This window comes from Mesorhizobium sp. WSM4830, from assembly GCF_055811495.1.
Map to the genome: position 1 here is coordinate 34,158 of NZ_JBVVQI010000013.1, position 16,701 is coordinate 50,858.

The 16,701-nt window shown below is 65.5% G+C and carries 19 protein-coding genes; 9 read left to right on the forward strand and 10 right to left on the reverse strand.

Annotated elements, in window-relative coordinates; translation table 11 throughout:
* Positions 1-176 precede the first annotated feature (176 nt).
* The gene (locus AC0L2Y_RS17780; RefSeq protein WP_473558209.1) at positions 177-1,070 is read left to right on the forward strand and encodes a sugar phosphate isomerase/epimerase family protein; all 894 of its coding nucleotides are present in this window, start codon (positions 177-179) and stop codon (positions 1,068-1,070) included.
* A 149-nt stretch (positions 1,071-1,219) separates the two neighbouring features.
* Here AC0L2Y_RS17780 and AC0L2Y_RS17785 read toward each other — a convergent pair whose 3' ends face one another.
* Together AC0L2Y_RS17785 and AC0L2Y_RS17790 are read right to left on the reverse strand one after the other, a co-directional pair.
* On the reverse strand, positions 1,220-1,675 hold the full coding sequence (locus AC0L2Y_RS17785; protein WP_473558212.1) for a Crp/Fnr family transcriptional regulator: 456 nt from the start codon (positions 1,673-1,675) through the stop codon (positions 1,220-1,222).
* A gap of 125 nt (positions 1,676-1,800) precedes the next feature.
* Positions 1,801-2,484, reverse strand: coding sequence for a response regulator transcription factor (locus AC0L2Y_RS17790; protein WP_254817802.1), 684 nt, complete (start codon positions 2,482-2,484; stop codon positions 1,801-1,803).
* Positions 2,485-2,628: 144 nt separating this feature from the next.
* Between AC0L2Y_RS17790 and AC0L2Y_RS17795 the strand changes: the two genes are divergently transcribed.
* Positions 2,629-3,165, forward strand: a complete 537-nt coding sequence (locus AC0L2Y_RS17795; protein WP_245274862.1) for a L,D-transpeptidase family protein — start codon at positions 2,629-2,631, stop codon at positions 3,163-3,165.
* 69 nt (positions 3,166-3,234) lie between these two features.
* Here the strand turns inward: AC0L2Y_RS17795 and AC0L2Y_RS17800 are convergent, their stop codons facing one another.
* Positions 3,235-3,480, reverse strand: a complete 246-nt coding sequence (locus tag AC0L2Y_RS17800) for a hypothetical protein (protein WP_473558215.1) — start codon at positions 3,478-3,480, stop codon at positions 3,235-3,237.
* Between the two features lie 162 nt (positions 3,481-3,642).
* Here AC0L2Y_RS17800 and gcvA point away from each other — a divergent pair, with 162 nt between their 5' ends.
* Positions 3,643-4,563, forward strand: coding sequence for a transcriptional regulator GcvA (gene gcvA, locus AC0L2Y_RS17805; protein WP_473558217.1), 921 nt, complete (start codon positions 3,643-3,645; stop codon positions 4,561-4,563).
* Positions 4,564-4,566: 3 nt separating this feature from the next.
* Here the strand turns inward: gcvA and AC0L2Y_RS17810 are convergent, their stop codons facing one another.
* From AC0L2Y_RS17810 to tsaD, 6 genes are all read right to left on the reverse strand, one after another.
* On the reverse strand, positions 4,567-4,983 hold the full coding sequence (locus AC0L2Y_RS17810) for a DUF1761 domain-containing protein (RefSeq protein ID WP_292663792.1): 417 nt from the start codon (positions 4,981-4,983) through the stop codon (positions 4,567-4,569).
* Positions 4,984-5,031: 48 nt separating this feature from the next.
* Complete coding sequence (locus tag AC0L2Y_RS17815; protein ID WP_473558453.1) at positions 5,032-5,688, reverse strand: class I SAM-dependent methyltransferase; 657 nt, start codon at positions 5,686-5,688, stop codon at positions 5,032-5,034.
* Positions 5,685-6,110 carry an EVE domain-containing protein gene (locus tag AC0L2Y_RS17820; protein WP_352468158.1) on the reverse strand — a complete coding sequence of 142 codons (426 nt, stop codon included), beginning with the start codon at positions 6,108-6,110 and terminating at the stop codon, positions 5,685-5,687. The genes AC0L2Y_RS17815 and AC0L2Y_RS17820 overlap by 4 nt, the downstream gene beginning before the upstream one ends.
* A gap of 180 nt (positions 6,111-6,290) precedes the next feature.
* Positions 6,291-6,587 (reverse strand): YciI-like protein, encoded by a 297-nt coding sequence (locus AC0L2Y_RS17825; RefSeq protein WP_473558221.1) that lies wholly within the window; start codon positions 6,585-6,587, stop codon positions 6,291-6,293.
* 26 nt (positions 6,588-6,613) lie between these two features.
* Positions 6,614-7,624, reverse strand: a complete 1,011-nt coding sequence (locus AC0L2Y_RS17830; protein ID WP_473558223.1) for an NAD(P)H-dependent glycerol-3-phosphate dehydrogenase — start codon at positions 7,622-7,624, stop codon at positions 6,614-6,616.
* On the reverse strand, positions 7,621-8,706 hold the full coding sequence (tsaD, locus tag AC0L2Y_RS17835; protein ID WP_473558455.1) for a tRNA (adenosine(37)-N6)-threonylcarbamoyltransferase complex transferase subunit TsaD: 1,086 nt from the start codon (positions 8,704-8,706) through the stop codon (positions 7,621-7,623). Before tsaD ends, AC0L2Y_RS17830 begins: the two co-directional genes overlap by 4 nt.
* Positions 8,707-8,809: 103 nt before the next feature.
* Between tsaD and hemC the strand changes: the two genes are divergently transcribed.
* The 6 genes from hemC (at position 8,810) to AC0L2Y_RS17865 (ending at position 15,183) form a co-directional block, all read left to right on the forward strand.
* Positions 8,810-9,736: a hydroxymethylbilane synthase gene (gene hemC / locus AC0L2Y_RS17840; protein WP_473558224.1), complete on the forward strand. Its 927-nt coding sequence runs from the start codon at positions 8,810-8,812 to the stop codon at positions 9,734-9,736.
* Between the two features lies 1 nt (position 9,737).
* Positions 9,738-10,448: a uroporphyrinogen-III synthase gene (locus tag AC0L2Y_RS17845; protein WP_473558226.1), complete on the forward strand. Its 711-nt coding sequence runs from the start codon at positions 9,738-9,740 to the stop codon at positions 10,446-10,448.
* A 350-nt stretch (positions 10,449-10,798) separates the two neighbouring features.
* Positions 10,799-12,304: a COG4223 family protein gene (locus AC0L2Y_RS17850; RefSeq protein ID WP_473558228.1), complete on the forward strand. Its 1,506-nt coding sequence runs from the start codon at positions 10,799-10,801 to the stop codon at positions 12,302-12,304.
* Between the two features lie 8 nt (positions 12,305-12,312).
* Entirely contained in the window at positions 12,313-13,929 is a 1,617-nt protein-coding gene (locus AC0L2Y_RS17855) for a heme biosynthesis HemY N-terminal domain-containing protein (RefSeq protein WP_473558229.1), read from the forward strand.
* A gap of 39 nt (positions 13,930-13,968) precedes the next feature.
* Complete coding sequence (locus AC0L2Y_RS17860) at positions 13,969-14,448, forward strand: tellurite resistance TerB family protein (protein ID WP_473558232.1); 480 nt, start codon at positions 13,969-13,971, stop codon at positions 14,446-14,448.
* Between the two features lie 18 nt (positions 14,449-14,466).
* Positions 14,467-15,183: a glutamine amidotransferase gene (locus AC0L2Y_RS17865; protein WP_473558234.1), complete on the forward strand. Its 717-nt coding sequence runs from the start codon at positions 14,467-14,469 to the stop codon at positions 15,181-15,183.
* Here the strand turns inward: AC0L2Y_RS17865 and AC0L2Y_RS17870 are convergent, their stop codons facing one another.
* Positions 15,184-16,425 carry an MFS transporter gene (locus AC0L2Y_RS17870; protein WP_473558236.1) on the reverse strand — a complete coding sequence of 414 codons (1,242 nt, stop codon included), beginning with the start codon at positions 16,423-16,425 and terminating at the stop codon, positions 15,184-15,186.
* Positions 16,426-16,701: the final 276 nt, after the last annotated feature.

Sequence of the window (16,701 nt, forward strand, 5' to 3'; positions counted from 1 at the left end):
TGCACCACCCGAAGCTTACCCCGGCCTAAATTTTTAATTATTACATGGGCTGGACCGCAGCTCGATACCCCACCCACGCGTGGTGCGGCGGTTATGACCGGCCGCACCTTTTTTCTGAGCAACGGATTGCCAACCGCTTTTGGGCTTGGGGTTCGCTGGAATAACTGGAGACAATCATGTCGCGCATCGGAATCCACTCATTCGTCTGGTCGGCGAGCTCGGCGCAGGGCGACCTCGAGCGGACGCTGGCCAACACCAGGGAGGCCGGCTTCGACCTGATCGAATTCTCCTATCTAGACCCCGCCAATGTCGACATTGACGGCTTGGCCAAGCGGATCGCCGATCTCGGCCTCGGCGTTGCGATCAGCATTGGACTGCCGGCCGACGGCGATATTTCGAGCGCCGACAAAACGATTGCCGCGCACGGCGTCGAAATCCTGAAACGTACGATCGCGCTGACCCGCGATCTCGGCGGCCAGAAGGTTGCCGGCATCCTCAGCACCAGCCACGGCTTGCAGAGTGAGGTGCCGACGCGCGACCAGTGGGACCGCAGCGCCGGCACGCTGGCCGAGGTGGCGGAGACGGCAAAATCAGCCGGCGTCACCCTCAACCTCGAAATCGTCAACCGCTTCGAAAGCAATCTGCTCAATACCGCCGCGCAAGGCATGGCCTTCATCGCGGACAGCGGCTCCGACAACATTTTCCTGCATCTCGACAGCTTCCACATGAACATCGAGGAGGCCGATGTCGGCTTGGCCATCCGCAACGCCGCAAGGAAAATCGGCTATGTCCACATCGGCGAGAGCCATCGCGGTTTCCTCGGAACCGGCAATATCGATTTCGCCGCGATATTCGATGCGCTGACCGCCATCGGCTACAGCGACGACCTCAGCTTCGAATCCTTCTCGTCGGAAATCGTCGACGAGAACCTGTCGCGGAAAACCGCGATCTGGCGCAATCTGTGGACCGACAATATGGAGCTGGCCAAACATGCGCGCCGCTTCATTGCGTTGGGACTGGAGACGGCACGGCGCAAGGCCGAGCTTGTTTCCGCAACGCACCGGCCTTGAGCCCTCGCGGTTCCGAAAATCGATCCGGATAGGCCAGAGGCGCTACATTAGACCGATTCCTCGTTTCACGGAAACGCAGAACCGGTCTATCTCTCTGTTTTGGCGCAATTCCGGACGGAAAACCGTTTCACACTTTTCCTGGAATTGCTCTAGCCGGCAAAACGCGGCCCCAGTTCCTCGATCCGGCGGATCATCGCCTGGAAATCCTCCGAGATGCGCTGGTGCAAGTGAACCGCCAGCTCCGGGTATTCCTCGAGGATGCGGCGGAACATCTTGCGGCTGAGCCGCAGCACTTCCGAATCGATTTCGGCCGAGGCGCTGGTCAGCCGGTTGGTGTCGGCGATCAGCGCCAGTTCGCTGAGCATGGTGCCGGGGCCGGCGGTGCCGATCGGGATGCGCTCGCCATCGTGCTCGCGGTAGAGGACGATGCGGCCGCTGATCACGATATAGGCGCAATCAGCCTCGTCGTCCTCGCGGTAAAGCTTGTGGCCGGCTTGCAGCATGGTGGTTTCGGCGCCGAAGGCGAGCAGACGCAGCTGTTCCTGCGTAAAGCCCTCGAAGAGCCTCACGGTGGACAGGATGCGGATGTCGTCATCCAGCGCCATCTAGCTATGTCCCCGAACCGTCAGTCCGACTCCTCCCCTACGAGGCCGATCCAAAACCACCTCCAGCCTGAGGACCGTACCCGAAAAGCGCCCCGCCCGGATCGCTTATTTGAATAATGAAATGTTTAAGGAACCAGCTTGTAGCCGCCGCTTTCTGTCACGAGAATTTCCGCGTTGGAGGGATCGCGCTCGATCTTCTGGCGCAGCCGGTAGACATGAGTTTCCAGGGTATGCGTGGTGACGCCGGAATTGTAGCCCCAGACTTCCTCCAGCAGCACGTCGCGGGTCACCACCTTCTGGTCGGCGCGGTAGAGATATTTGATGATCGAGGCTTCCTTTTCGGTCAGCCGCACCTTGGCGCCGCGCGGGTCGATCAGAAGCTTCTGGCTGGGCTTGAACGTGTAGGGGCCGACCGAGAAAGTGGCGTCCTCGCTCTGTTCGTGCTGGCGTAGCTGGGCGCGGATGCGGGCCAGCAGCACGGCAAAGCGGAACGGCTTCGTCACGTAGTCGTTGGCGCCGGCCTCGAGGCCAAGGATTGTGTCGGAATCGGTATCATGGCCGGTCAGCATGATGATCGGCGCCTTGTAGCCGCCCTTGCGCAATATCTTTACCGCCTCGCGGCCATCCATGTCGGGCAGGCCGACATCCATGATGAGCAGGTCGATGAGCCCGCCGCGCGCCGTGGCGATGCCTTTGGCGGCGGTCGCTTCCTGCAGGACGTCGAATTCCTCATAAAGCGACAATTGCTCGACAAGGGTGCCGCGCAGGTCGTCATCGTCATCGACGATCAGAATGGTGCGTGAAGTCATGGATCAATCCGTTGTTTTGAAAAGAGATTTCAGTTGACCGCTGCCTGTTTATGCGGAAGCTGACCGGCACAACAGCCGTTCACAGTGATTTGTTCCGTGGCTCGATCATACAAGAAAAAACAAGATCGCAATGCAGTCGGCGCAATTTTGCCGAAAGGGCTCACCGTACTCACCGTGCGGGCGCGGCCTGGCCAGCCCAGCCAGGGCTTTCTGCAGGCCGGCAAACTCGTGTTTCCATGTGCACTGGGGCATGGCGGCATCTCGGCCGGCAAGCGCGAGGGCGACGGCGCCACGCCGCTCGCCTCGATGCGGATATTGTCGGGATATTTTCGCGGCGACCGTTTTGCCGGCGGCCGCCGGACGCGGCTGGCGATGACGCCGATCGGCCGCGACCTCGGCTGGTGCGAGGTGCCTGGGGACCGCAATTACAACCGCCCGGTCAAAATCCCCTATGGCGCCAGCCATGAGCGGATGCTGCGCACCGACGATCTCTATGACGCCTGCCTGGTGCTGGACTGGAACATTGTGCCGCGCCGGCGCGGCCGCGGCAGCGCCATCTTCTTCCACCTGGCGCGCCCCGGCTTCACGCCGACGCAGGGCTGCGTCGCGGTAACAGCCCGCACCATGGCACGGCTGCTGCCGCTGTTGTCGGAGCGGACGGTGGTGAGGGTGGTAAGGTGAGGGAGTAGGGGAGTAGGGGAATAGGGCAGTAAGGGTAGAGACAGGGGCGGGCGCGCCGCTTAGCTTTTCCTACTGCCCTACTGCCCTACTCCTCTGCCACCCTATGTCGAGAAGGCCGAGCCGGCCGAGTTCGCGGTCCATGGCGCGTGCGATGTCCTTGCGTTCGCCGCCAATGTCGCGCAGCTGGCGATCGGAGAGGTTCTCGACATTCTCGTAGGGAAGACTGATCGCGATTCTCGCGTGGCGAAGCCAGTCAAGCACGGCGCGCAGCCAGGCCGGGCGGAGGGTTACAGGGCGCAAGGTGACGTCAGACATGGTGCAATCCGCTTCTCCGGACATCAAATCCGGTTTGATGTTTCTTCGATGTTCGGATCATGGCGGATTGAAATTCAAACGGGAAACGAGTAGTTTTTTCTGCATCTTCAAGTTTTGTTTGAGGATTGGAATGCTCGACCGAACCCTCCTCGTCTGGCAGTGATGGCGCGCCTGCTGCCTGGAACCCGTGCGCTGCGGACGCTGGAGGCGGCGGCCCGGCACCTCAATTTCACCCGCGCCGCCGACGAGCTCGGCCTGACGCCGGCAGCGGTCAGCCACCAGATCAAGGAAATCGAGGATCAGCTCGGCATCGTGCTGTTCACACGCACAAGCCGTACAATCCGGCTGACCGAGGCGGGCACGGTGCTGTTCGAGGCCTCGACCGATGCGCTCGACCTGCTTGGCAGGGCCGTCTCACGGGCGCAGAAGACGGCGCGCGGATCGGCGCTGCTGAAGGTCACCCTCGATGCGCAATTCGCGACGAAGTGGCTGATGCGGCGCGTCGACGATTTTCGCAAGCAGCATCCGGCGATCGAGCTGCGTTTCGACATCAGCTACGAGGTGCGCGACTTCGATCGCGACGACGTCGATCTCGGCATCCGTTTCGGCACCGGCAAGTATCCGGGGCTTCGCTCGCACCGGCTGTTCGAAAACGTCATCATTCCCGTCTGCAGTCCGGTCTTGCTGCGGTCAGGGCCGCCGCTCAAGGAACCGCGCGACCTATTCCATCATACGCTGGCCCATATCGAGTGGTCGCGCCAAGGCGTCACCTGGCCGAATTGGAGCATATGGATGGCGGCGGCGGGCGTCGACGATTTCGACGACAGCCGGACCATCGTGTTCGGCAATTCGACGGATGCCGTCCAGACGGCGCTCGACGGCAACGCGGTCGCGCTCGCCGATTTCGCCATGGTGGCAAACGACCTGTCCGAAGGTCGGCTGATCCGGCCCTTCGAACTCGGCATCAAGGTCGCGCCCGAATTCGCCTATTTCCTGGTCTATCCCGAAAGTGCGGCGAATGATCCGCGCATTGCCGCCTTTCGCGATTGGCTTCTCGAGGAAATCGCCAAGACCCCGAGCTGACGGTCAGGCCGCCGCCGCGCCGAACCAGCCGATCACCGCGCCGATGAGAAGCAGCACGCCAAGCCAGTGACCGACATCGATGAGCGTCAGATCCCAGCCGAAGCCTTCGTAACGATGGTTGACCGAAAGCGTCGTGGCGACGAACCCCAGCCAGAGAACGAAGCCGAAGATAACCCCGGCAAGCAGGCTCGGTTCGCCGCCGGTCACCGCGCCGATGATCAGCGACATGACCAGTGCCATGACGAGCTCCGCGACGAAGGAGACGACGAAGGGTAGCATCGATTTGCTCATCGTCGCCGGATCAAGCTTGGCGGCTTTCAGCCACGGCTTGCTCAAGCCCATATACCAGGCCGCGCCGAACAGCCACGCGACGACGGCGGCGACGATTACCGCCAGCCAATTGATTGCTGAAAAATCCATGGTTCCCTCCGGTCGATTGCGTGATGGAACGCCTGTTCGGCGATGCCGTCAAGCAAGACGCCAGACGGTCGTGCGCTTGACCTCGGCGTCCTCCAGCGCCCGCGTCACCGCCACTTCGTAGACGGCAAGCGGCTCCAGCCCCGCCTTCGGCAGATAGGAACGGCCGGGATCGCCGACGAGAATGTCGGCGCCGCGCGCCTTCAGCGCGACGAACCACGGCATCAGCCTGTCGGCGAAAGTCTTGTCGTAGAAGACGTCGCCGGCCAGCACCACGTCCCAGCCGGCATCGATGCCGATGCAGTCGCCGATGAGGAATTTTATCTCGGCCCCGTTGGCCTCAGCATTGAGGCGGATCGCGGTCGCGCAGAACGGGTCGATATCGGCGGCGATCACCTCGGCGGCGCCGGCCTTCACCGCGGCAATGGCGACAAGGCCGGAGCCGGAGGCGAAGTCGAGCACGCGCCTGCCGCGCACCGCCGCCGGATTGTCGAGGATGTAGCGGGCAAGGCCTTGGCCGCCGGCCCAGGCAAAAGCCCAGAAGGGCGGCGGCAGGCCGATTTCAGTCAGCTCGTCCTCGGTCCGCTGCCACAGGTCGTGCGCCTCATCGGCCAGGTGCAGGCGGATCTCCGGCACATGCGGCGGCGCCATCAACTCCGTGTTGTCGAGGATGAATTTCCTGGCGCTGTCCGGCGTCAGCGCCGTCATGGCGCCGGCGTCAGGCCGCCCATGCGGCAAACCTCCTGCCATTCGGCCGGCGTCACCGGCTGCACGGACAGCCGCCCGAGCCGCACCAGCGCCATGTCGGCCAGCTTTGGATTGGCCTTGGCCTGCTCCAGCGTCACCGGCTTCGGCATGTCCTTGAAGGCGCGGATATCGACGCACTCCCAGCGGGGGTCGTCGGTGGTGCTGTCCTGATGGGCCAGAGCGCAGACTTCGGCGATGCCGACAATGTCGAGCCCATCATTGGAATGGTAGAAAAAGCCGAGATCGCCGATCTGCATCGCCTTCATGTTGTTGCGCGCCGCATAATTGCGCACGCCGTCCCATTGCGTGCCGGCCTTGCCCTTGGCCTTCAGCATTTCGAAGGAGAAGACCGAGGGTTCGGATTTGAACAGCCAGTAGTTCATCTCAGTTGTCCCGTTGCCGTTGTCGGTTTGTCACTATCCAGCGTTGGCGCTGCCCCTCACCCTTACCCTCTCCCCGTAAGGACGGGGAGAGGGGTCGCCAGCGCTGGAGCTTCTCCCTTCTCCCGTTCTTCACGGGGAGAAGGTGCCGGCAGGCGGATGAGGGGCAGCGCGAACGAACGATCATTCACTCACAGGCTTGTTGAAGCTCCAGTTCCACTGCCGGATTTCGACGCTTTCGAACAGCCCTGCCTTGGTATAGGGATCGGCCGCCGACAGGGCTTTTGCCGCAGCCAGATCGGGCGCCTCGACAACGACGAGGCTGCCGTTCGGCTTGCCGTCGGCGTCGAGGAACGGGCCGGCGAAAGCCAGTTTCTTGTCGCCGTTCAGCCCTTCCAGAAAGGCAATGTGCTCGGGCCGCGTATCGAGCCGCCGCTGCAGGCTTCCTGGTTTGTCCTTGCAAAGCAACGCAAACAGCATCTTTCCATCTCCGCAATCGTTCGGGATTACATGTCGGTTTCGGTCTTGAGCGGCCGTGTCATCAACGCCGACACAGCCTGGTCTATGGTTATGGTGCCGTCCAGTATGGCGGCGACGGCGGCGATGATCGGCGCGTCGATCCGGCGCTCGCCGGCGATGCGGACGGCGATCGCCGCCGTCGGCACGCCTTCGGCCAGAGGCAAGCCGGCAAGCGGCTTGCCTTGCCCGAGCGCCAGCCCATAAGCGAAATTGCGCGACTGCGCGGACGAGCAAGTGAGCAGCAGGTCGCCGAAGCCGGAAAGCCCCATCAGCGTCTCCGGCCTGGCACCAAAGGCGGCGCCGATGCGACGCAATTCGACGAAGCCGCGCGTCACCATTGCCGCCTGGGCGCTGGCGCCGAGCCCGGCGCCGGTGACTGCACCCGCGGCGATGGCGAAGACGTTCTTCAGCGCGCCGCCGATCTCGACGCCGATCAGGTCGTCGCTCGAATAACAACGCAGATTTTCCGCCGAAAAGCGGGCGGCAAGGTCGGTGGCCAGAGCCTCGTCGCGGGCGGCGACCACCACAGCCGTCGGCAGGCCCTTGGCGACGTCGGTGGCAAAGCTTGGGCCGGACAAAGCGGCGACCGGATTTGCCGGCAGGATCTCCTCGGCAATGGACGACAACAGCGCGCCGGTGTCACGCTCGATGCCCTTGGCGCAGAGGACCAGCGGGACGCCTTTCGGCATATGACTGGACGCGGCCGTCAGCATGGCGCGTAACGATTGCGCCGGCGCCACCGCCAGAACGCAGTCGGCGCCGTCGAGCGCGGCCTCGATGTCGCTCGTCGCCACGATGCCGGCCTGGAGCGCGATGCCCGGCAGATAGCGCGGATTTTCGCCCCGGTCGATCGCCGCGACGGTCTCCGGGTCGCGCGCATAGAGGCGGACGAAATGACCGGCGCGCAGCATGGCGAGCGCCAGCGCCGTGCCCCAGGCGCCGCCGCCGAGCACGGCGACGCGCCAACCGCTTGGCGCCTTGTGTTCGCTGCCGGTCATGCCTTGGCCCCACGCCGGCCCGAGCCGACCATCGGGGCCGAGACGCTGTCCAGCGGCCAGCGCGAGCGCGGCACGAAATCGGCGGCGTTTTCGCCTGATATGCCGGCGCGCAGGCGCTCGATGCCGGCCCAGGCGATCATCGCCGCATTGTCGGTGCAGAGGTTAAGCGGTGGCGCGACGAAGCTGAATCCGGCCTGCTCGCACAGGCCCTGCAATGTCGCCTTGATCGTCCGGTTGGCGGCGACGCCGCCGGCGACAACCAGCGCAGGCCCGGCCTTGTCCGGGAATTGCTGACGGAACCTGGTCAGCGCTCGCGCAACACGGTCGCCCAGCGCATCCGCCACCGCCGCCTGGAACGAGGCGCAGATATCGGCGACATCCTGGTCGCTCAGCGGGGCAATCGCCGTTGCCGCCTGGCGTACCGCGGTCTTGAGGCCGGAGAAGGAAAAATCAGGCTGCGCCGAGCCCTTCATCGGGCGCGGAAAGGCAAAACGCGCCGCATCGCCATTTGCCGCCGCCTGCTCGACATTCGGTCCGCCCGGATAGGGCAGGCCGAGCATCTTGGCAGTCTTGTCGAAGGCCTCGCCAAGCGCGTCGTCGATGGTCGTCGCCCAGCGCTGGTAGTCGCCGACGCCGCGCACGGCGACGATCTGGGTATGGCCGCCGGAGACCAGCAGCAAGAGGTAGGGAAAGTCGAGCCCGTCGGTCAACCTGGCCGTCAGCGCGTGGCCTTCGAGATGGTTAATGGCGATCAGCGGTTTTTTTGCCGCCGCGGCGATTGCTTTGGCCGTCATCAGGCCGACGATCAGGCCGCCGACAAGGCCGGGACCGGCGGTAGCGGCAATCGCATCGATATCGGCGAGGTCGACGCCGGAATCGGCCAGCGCTGCCTCGATGATGCCGTCGAGCGCCTCGACATGGGCGCGCGCGGCGATCTCCGGCACGACGCCGCCGAAAACGGCATGCTCTTCGATCTGGCTGAGCACGACGTTAGACAGGATTTGCGGCGTGCTGCGACCGTCCAGCGCCACCACGCTGGCGGCGGTCTCGTCGCAACTCGTCTCGATGCCCAGAACGCGGATCAATTCGTCGCTGTCCTCGATGATTGTGCAACCGGCCTTTCCCCGATAGGAGAAAGCCGGAAAACGGCCTCGATCTGCCGGGGGTTATCACGGACGGCGCGTCATGCAAACAACCTTGAAAATCGGAACACGCGGCAGCCCGCTGGCGCTGGCGCAGGCGCATGAAACGCAGGCGCGGCTGATGGGCGCGCATGGCATGCCGGCCGAAGCATTCGAGGTGGTCGTCATTTCGACCAGCGGCGACCGCATCCAGGACCGGCCGCTGTCGGAAGCCGGCGGCAAGGGCCTGTTCACCAAGGAGATCGAGGAGGCGCTGCTGGCGCGCCGCATCGACATCGCCGTGCATTCGTCGAAGGACATGCCGACGCTGTTGCCCGAAGGGCTGGAACTGTCCGCCTTCCTGCCGCGCGAGGACGCGCGCGATGCCTTCATCGGCAAGGCGGCGCGAACGATTGCCAGCCTGCCGCAAGGCGCCAGGGTCGGCTCGTCGTCGCTGCGGCGCCAGGCGCTGATCCGGCGGATGCGGCCGGACATCGACGTGGTGATGTTCCGCGGCAACGTGCAGACGCGGCTGCGCAAGCTCGACGAGGGCATCGCCGACGGCACCATCCTCGCCTATGCCGGACTGAAGCGGCTCGGGCTCGAAGATGTCGTCACCGACCTGATGCCGCTCGACGTCTTTCCGCCGGCGCCGGGGCAAGGCGCGATCTGCATCGAAAGCCGCATCGGCGACCGCGACGTGGAAGAGATGCTGACTGCGATCCACGACGGGCCGACCGGCCAGGCGCTGGCCTGCGAGCGCGCCTTCCTGGCGGCACTCGACGGCTCCTGCCGCACGCCGATCGCCGGCCATGCGACGATATCGGGCGGAACGGTTTCCTTTGCCGGGCTGATCATCTCGCCCGATGGTACGCAGTCGCATGAAGTCAGGCTGGAAGGGCCGGCGCAGGAGGCGGCGCGCATCGGCGCGGAAGCCGCCGCGACCGTTCGGGCCAAGGCCGGCGAAACATTCTTCGACGGCTGGACCTGACATGCCCCGCGTCCTGGTGACGAGACCCGAACCGGGCGCCTCGCGCACGGCGCGCCGGCTCGCGGATGCCGGCTTTCAGGCGATCCTGCTGCCGCTGACCGAAACAGTGGCGCTGCCGGTCGATGCCGGCGCGCTCGCCGACGCCGCGGCGGCGGTAGCGGTCACCAGCGCCAATGCGGTTCGCCATGCGCCGAAGGAGGTCATCGCGGCGCTCGCCGGCTTGCCCTGCCACGCCGTCGGCACGAAGACGGCGGAAGCCGCCCGCGCGGCCGGGTTTCTGTCGGTCAGCGAAGGCCCGGGGAATGCCGAGGGGCTGGCCGATGCGCTTGCCGGCGGCTACGCGGGGCAGACGATCGTCTATCTCTGCGGGCGGGTGCGGTTTCCGGGTTTCGAAGAGCGGCTGCAGGCGGCGGGCGTTCAGGTCCGCGCCGTCGAGACCTACGACACCGTTGTGCTGGATTACTCCGACGAGGCCGTTCTTGCGCGCCTGTCCGCCCGGCCGGTCGAGGCGGTGCTGCTCTATTCGGCCAAGGCGGCCACCGCTATGCAGGCCCTGGCTAGCCGGCCGGCGCTGCGTGGCCTTTTTCAGGACACGCGCTTTTTCGCCTTGTCGGGGCGCATTGCCGGGGCCTTGGGCGATGTCGCCGGGATCCGGATTGCGCCTGAGCCCAGCGAGGATGCCTTGCTGGGGCTTTTGCAGGCGTCGCGCTGACCGGCATTCGCCGCGAAGCTGCCGATCTGCCCCGCAAAGGGAGATATTAGCAGCTCGGCAGGTAGCGCCAATGTGGATGATTGCCCTCAAGTCATATTTTGTTCTTGCTTTGTGCCGGCAGCTATGCTACTAATTTGGGTATGGTGCTAACTGGCTCCAACGACCCGCCCGCCGAGGCGGGTTTTTTGTGTGCCGAGCATGGGCCTTGGCTTGAAGCGTGGATTCGGCCCTGCGGCGTTTTGCCAAAACTGAACTCCAAGCCGTGGCGTCATCACGCCGCCCCTTTTCACCGCTTGGTGATGTGCTAGACCCTTCAAACCATCCCGAAGCGAATCTTGCGGAGCCCGAGCATGGTCAAGACGCCGAAAATGCGGCATTCCAAGAGCCGCCGTGAGCCGGTGACCATCGAGCTCGAGCCCGGCGCCGTCTCGCGACTCGCCGACCAACAGGATGCCAGCACGCAGCAGCCAGCCGCGGCGCAGACCGACGAGGCGCGGGCCGAGGAAGCGGCGAACGCCTCGCAGCCGGAGCCGCCTGAAGAGCCGGTGCATGCGGACCAGACCGATCTCGAGCCTTGGGAACATGCCGACGCAGCCGCGCCGGCCGGCACGCGAGAGCCGGCGGATGCCGGCGCCGATTCTACCAGGGAAACGGAAACCCCTTACCCCGCCGGTTCGGATGCGCCGGCCGGTCGCTCCACGGTTTCAGACTACAGTTTCGACGATGCATCCAGCCCAACTGGAGCCAACGAACCGGGCATCGCAGGCTCCGGCGAGAAGACAGCCGGGACGAGGGACGACCATATGGCAGCGCAGCCGAAGCGGAGCGGCATCAACGGCATCGCCGCCGGGATTATCGGCGGCGTCATCGCCCTGGCCGCCGCCGGCGGGCTGCAATTTGCCGGCCTGCTCGGTGCGCCGGGGCCAGGCGGCGTGTCGCTCGACGCGGTCAATGGTGAGATCGTTTCGCTGAAGCGCGAGGTCGCGGACCTCAGACAGGCCGGCGCCAACAATGACGCATCGGCCAAGGTGGATGGGCTGTCGTCGGCGCTGGATCAGGTCAGGGCGGACGTTGCGGCGTTGAAATCGACGGTCGAGCAAGGCGGCGCCGGCGACAATGCCGGGGTGGCAGCACTTGGCGACAAGGTCCGGCAGATCGAGACGGCGGTCGCGGCCCTCGGCAAGGCCGGCGGTACGGCGCCGGTCGATCTCGGCCCGCTCAACGAAAGGCTGGCCGCGCTCGACGCGCTGGTGAAATCCGCCGGCGACACGGCAAAGGCGCAGGACGGCCGGCTTGCGGCGCTGGAACAGTCGGTTTCACAGCTCTCGGGCAAGGTCGATGCACAGGCTTCGCAGCCGAAGATCGCACTGGCCATTGCCGCCTCGGCGCTCAAGGCAGCGCTCGACCGTGGTGCGCCGTTCGCCGCCGAACTCGAAACCTTTGCCGCGATCTCACCCGATGCTCTCGAGCTCGCGACGTTGCGCACCTATGCCGAAAAGGGCGTCCCGACGCGGGCCGAGATCGCCGCCGAAGCGGACGCCGCCGCCAACGCCATGGTCGCTGCCGCGACGCCCGTCGACCAGAATGCCGGCATCCTGCAAAAGCTGCTGTCGAGCGCCGAATCGCTGGTCAAGGTCAGGCCGATCGGCGCCGTCGAAGGCGCCGGCGTTCCGGAAACCGTCGCCCGCATGGAAGTTGCGGTCAACCAGGGCGACTACGCCAAGGCGCTCAGCGAATACGAAACCCTGCCTGAGGCGGCCAAGGCCGCCGGCGCCGACTTTGCCGGCAAGCTGAAAGCACGGATGGAGGTCGAGACACAGATCGATTCGCTGATCGCCGGCGCGATGAAGGCGTGAGGAACCCTATGATCCGCATCCTCGCCTTCCTCGCCGTCGTCTTTGCGCTTGGGCTCGGCTTCGCCTGGCTGGCCGACCGGCCGGGTGAAATGCTCGTCACCTTCAACGGCTATCAATACCAGGTCAGCCTGATGGTCGCGGCGGTGGCGGTGGTCGCCGTGGTTGCCGCGGTGATGATCGTCTGGTGGCTGGTCAAGGCGCTGTGGACCAGCCCTTATACGATCTCGCGCTATTTTCGCGTGCGCCGCCGCGACCGCGGCTACCAGGCGCTGTCGACCGGGATGATCGCGGCCGGCGCCGGAGACGGCGCGCTCGCCCGCAAGAAGACCAAGGAAGCGGCCAAGCTGATCCGCTCAGACCAGGAGCCGCTGATCCAGCTGCTCGACGCGCAGGCCTCGCTGCTCGAAGGCGACCATGAAGGCGCCCGTGAAAAATTCGAGACCATGCTCGACGATCCCGAAATGCGGCTGCTCGGCCTGCGCGGGCTTTATCTCGAGGCCGAGCGGCTCGGCGACCGCAACGCGGCCCGCCACTATGCCGGCCGTGCGGCGGCGGTGGCGCCGCAACTGGCCTGGGCGGCCGAATCGACGCTGGAAGACCTGACCGGGCGTGGCGACTGGGATGGCGCGCTGAAACTGGTCGACGCCCAGAAGTCGACCCGGCAGATCGAGCGCGACGCCGCCAACCGGCGCCGCGCCGTGCTGCTGACCGCCAAGGCGCAGGCGCTGATCGACAGCGATGCCAATGCCGCCCGGACAGCGGCGCTCGAAGCCAACCGGCTGCGGCCGGATTTTGCACCGGCGGCGGTCGTCGCGGCGAAATTGCTGTTTCGGCAGAACGACGTGCGCAAAGGCTCGAAAATCCTCGAGGCGGCGTGGAAGGCCGAGCCGCATCCGGAAATCGCCGAGCTCTATACCCATGCCAGGCCGGGCGATGCCGTACTCGACCGGCTGAACCGGGCAAAGAAGCTGCAGGAGCTGAAGAAGAACCATGCCGAGTCCTCGCTTGCCGTGGCCCGCGCCGCGCTCGATGCGCAGGAGTTTTCAACCGCCCGTCGGGAGGCGGAAGCCGCCATCCGCATGGATCGCCGTGAAGGCGCCTATCTTCTGCTGGCCGATATCGAGGAAGCCGAGACGGGCGACCAGGGCAAGGTGCGGCAGCTGTTGTCGAAGGCAGTGAGGGCGCCGCGCGATCCGGCCTGGGTTGCCGACGGCGTCGTCTCCGAACGCTGGGTTCCGGTATCGCCGATCACCGGCAGGCTCGATGCATTCGAATGGCGGGCGCCGATGGAGCGGCTCGGCCAGTTGATCGACAGCCATGAAGATACGCCGGAGGCGCCGGTGCCGGCCATCGCGGCTCCGGCCAAGCCGGTACAGGAAAGTGCCGGGACGATCGAGCACACGGCGGTTGCAGCCGAGACACCGGGTACGGCGACCGAGGAGAAGACGGTCGACCGTGCCGGCGAGGATCATGTGACACCAATCACCGCGGCGGCGTTTGCCCAAGTGCCGGAAGATGCCGAGGCCGTCGAGCCGGCGCAGGAGCTGGCGCGGCTGCCCGACGATCCCGGCGTCGATCCCGACGACGCGGCGGATAAATCGCCGCGCCGGTTTCGTTTGTTCTGATCAGGGTCGAGTGGACCCGGGCTTATTGGGAATGATTTGATGTTCGAACGCGTTCTGTCGTTTCTAAGGGATCTGCCGTCCAGTGGTGGCGCCAGCGCCAGCGCCGACGATCCGCGCATTGCGGCGTCCGCCCTGCTTTTCCACGTGATGAACGCCGACGGGGTGCGCCAGGATACCGAATGGGAACGGTTCAAGAAGGTGCTGGCAGAAAGCTACTCGATCAGCGGCGACGAACTCGACGCGCTGGCGGCTGCCGGCGAGCGGGCCGACAATGAGGCGATCGACCTCTGCGCCTTCACCAGTGTGCTCAAGCGCCATCTCGACGCCGAGGCGCGAAAGGCCTTCATCGGCCTGATGTGGGAGATCGTCTATGCCGATGGCGAGCTGCACGAACTCGAGGACAATACCGTCTGGCGGGTCGCCGAGCTGATCGGCGTCGAACGTCGCGACCGTGTCGAGGCGCGCCTCAAGGCGGCCGCCGCGGCTCCTGGTGCTGCTGGAACGTCAAGCGACGAATAGACAGGATCCCGCCTTCCAATGCCGCCCAAGCCAACTCCGAGACCAAAGATCCTGATCGTGCTGCATCAGGAGCATTCGAGCCCCGGACGGGTCGGCCATATGCTTATCGAGGAAGGCTTCGACCTCGACATCCGCCGCCCGCCGCTCGGCGAGGCCTTGCCGCAGACGCTGGATGGCCATGCCGGCGCCGTGGTGTTCGGCGGGCCGATGAGCGCCAATGACGGCGACGAGTTCGTCCGCCGCGAGACCGACTGGCTCAAAATTCCGCTCGACGAGAACCGGCCGCTGCTTGGCATCTGTCTCGGCGCGCAAATGCTGGTCAGGCATCTTGGCGGCAGGGTCGAGGGCCATGGCGAGGGCCTCGTCGAGATCGGCTGGTATCCGCTGAAGGCGACCGAAGCGGGCAGCAGGCTGATGCATTGGCCGGAGATGGTCTATCAGTTCCATCGCGAGGGCTTTTCGCTGCCGAAGGACGCGACGCTTTTGGCGACGGCCGAAACCTATCCCAACCAGGCCTTCCGCTATGGCGCCAATGCCTGGGGCATCCAGTTCCATGGCGAATTGACCCGGGCGATGATGCAGCGCTGGGTGGTGCGCGGCGCGCACCGCTTCGAACTGCCCGGCGCCCAGCCCGGCCGCGACCATCTCGGCGGCCGGCTGATCTGGGACATGCACCTCAAGCGCTGGCTCGGCGAGTTCCTGCCGATGATTTTCGGCAAGCCGGCGTTGCGGTAATCAGTTTCGCCCCCTGAGATGACGCACTTTGCGCAGCTGCGGGAACAGCACCGCCCATAGACCGGCGACAGCGATCGCCCCGACACCGCCGACCACCACGGCCGGAACCGTGCCTATCAACGCGGCCATGGTGCCGGCGCGGAATTCGCCGAGCTCATTGGAGGCGCCGACAAACACCTGGTTGACAGCGTTGACGCGGCCGCGAACGTCGTCCGGCGTCCACAGCTGGATCAGCGTCTCGCGGATATAGACGCTGAACATGTCGGTGGCGCCGAGCAGGGCGAGGGCTGCGATCGACAGCCAGGTGATGGTCGAGAGGCCGAACAGGACGGTGAACGCGCCGAACAGCGCTACGAAGCCCAGCATGACAAGGCCGGCATGGTTGCGGATCGGGTGTCCGGCCAGCCAGATGGCGACGCAGATGGCGCCGACGCCGGGCGCCGAGCGCAACAGGCCGAGCCCCCACGGGCCGAGTTCGAGGATATCGCGCGCATAGACCGGCAGCAGCGCCGAGGCGCCGGACAGGAGCACCGCGAACAGATCGAGCGATATCGCGCCGAGCACGATCTTTTCGCTCCAGATATAGCCGAAGCCGGCGAACAGGGTCTGCACCGTCGGCCTGTCGGTCCGGCTGCGCTGGGCGGGCTTCGGGATGGTGAAGATCAGCACGGCGGCAATGAGCATCAGCACGGCCGCGGTGGTATAGGCGGCTTCGGCCGAAAGCCCGTAGAGCAGGCCGCCGGCCACCGGCCCGACGATGGTTGCCGTCTGCCAGGCGGACGAGTTCCAGGCGATGGCGTTGGCGAAATCCTCCGGCGGCACCAGATTGGCAAACAATGATGACGAGGCCGGCCCGAAGAAGGCGCGCGCGATGCCGAACATGGCGAGCACGATGAAGACTGGCATCGGTCCGGAGAGGCCGCGCAGCGTCAGCAGCAACAGGGCCAAGGCGCAGCCCGCCTCGACCAGCACCGCCAGCGCCATGATCAGCCGGCGCCCGAAGCGGTCGGCTACGTCGCCGGTGACCAGCACCAGCAGCAGCGAAGGCAGGAACTGGACGATGCCGACAAGGCCGAGGTCGAACGGGTCGCGGGTGAGATCGTAGATCTGCCAGCCGACGGCGACCGACACGATCTGGGTGGAAAATGTCGAGAGGAAGCGCGCCGCCCAGTAGCTCAGGAACGGCCGGTGGCGAAAGGCGGCATAGCGCTGGTCGGACGGTATTTGGGATTCTGTGGTCATGGAATAAGGCCCCGTGGCGGCGATGTCGGCCGGCGGGGCACTTCCACGATGGGCGCTGGTCCGGCCAAAAGAGCCTTTAACCCAGTTCGGCGCGGGACGCGCGGCAAAATCCGGCCTGGATCAACAATTTCGTTCTGGCCAAGGGAGACAGGCTGGTCGAAGGCGGTTTTCCATCGCCCTGCCAATCTTGGGGCGTTTGCGCTGCCCCTCACCCTTACCCTCTCCCCGTGAGGACGGGGCGAGGGGGTTCGCCAGCGTCGCGGTCAAGCCCCTTCT

Excerpts from the sequence above, each read along its gene's own strand:
- AC0L2Y_RS17800 (WP_473558215.1), bottom strand. The coding sequence starts at position 3,480 with ATGTCTGACGTCACCTTGCGCCCTGTAACCCTCCGCCCGGCCTGGCTG.
- AC0L2Y_RS17860 (WP_473558232.1), top strand. The coding sequence starts at position 13,969 with ATGTTCGAACGCGTTCTGTCGTTTCTAAGGGATCTGCCGTCCAGTGGT.
- AC0L2Y_RS17865 (WP_473558234.1), top strand. The coding sequence starts at position 14,467 with ATGCCGCCCAAGCCAACTCCGAGACCAAAGATCCTGATCGTGCTGCAT.
- AC0L2Y_RS17825 (WP_473558221.1), bottom strand. The coding sequence starts at position 6,587 with ATGCTGTTTGCGTTGCTTTGCAAGGACAAACCAGGAAGCCTGCAGCGG.
- AC0L2Y_RS17810 (WP_292663792.1), bottom strand. The coding sequence starts at position 4,983 with ATGGATTTTTCAGCAATCAATTGGCTGGCGGTAATCGTCGCCGCCGTC.
- AC0L2Y_RS17780 (WP_473558209.1), top strand. The coding sequence starts at position 177 with ATGTCGCGCATCGGAATCCACTCATTCGTCTGGTCGGCGAGCTCGGCG.
- AC0L2Y_RS17785 (WP_473558212.1), bottom strand. The coding sequence starts at position 1,675 with ATGGCGCTGGATGACGACATCCGCATCCTGTCCACCGTGAGGCTCTTC.
- AC0L2Y_RS17845 (WP_473558226.1), top strand. The coding sequence starts at position 9,738 with ATGCCCCGCGTCCTGGTGACGAGACCCGAACCGGGCGCCTCGCGCACG.
- AC0L2Y_RS17820 (WP_352468158.1), bottom strand. The coding sequence starts at position 6,110 with ATGAACTACTGGCTGTTCAAATCCGAACCCTCGGTCTTCTCCTTCGAA.
- AC0L2Y_RS17790 (WP_254817802.1), bottom strand. The coding sequence starts at position 2,484 with ATGACTTCACGCACCATTCTGATCGTCGATGACGATGACGACCTGCGC.
- AC0L2Y_RS17830 (WP_473558223.1), bottom strand. The coding sequence starts at position 7,624 with ATGACCGGCAGCGAACACAAGGCGCCAAGCGGTTGGCGCGTCGCCGTG.
- AC0L2Y_RS17870 (WP_473558236.1), bottom strand. The coding sequence starts at position 16,425 with ATGACCACAGAATCCCAAATACCGTCCGACCAGCGCTATGCCGCCTTT.
- hemC (WP_473558224.1), top strand. The coding sequence starts at position 8,810 with ATGCAAACAACCTTGAAAATCGGAACACGCGGCAGCCCGCTGGCGCTG.
- AC0L2Y_RS17850 (WP_473558228.1), top strand. The coding sequence starts at position 10,799 with ATGGTCAAGACGCCGAAAATGCGGCATTCCAAGAGCCGCCGTGAGCCG.
- AC0L2Y_RS17815 (WP_473558453.1), bottom strand. The coding sequence starts at position 5,688 with ATGACGGCGCTGACGCCGGACAGCGCCAGGAAATTCATCCTCGACAAC.
- AC0L2Y_RS17855 (WP_473558229.1), top strand. The coding sequence starts at position 12,313 with ATGATCCGCATCCTCGCCTTCCTCGCCGTCGTCTTTGCGCTTGGGCTC.
- gcvA (WP_473558217.1), top strand. The coding sequence starts at position 3,643 with ATGGCGCGCCTGCTGCCTGGAACCCGTGCGCTGCGGACGCTGGAGGCG.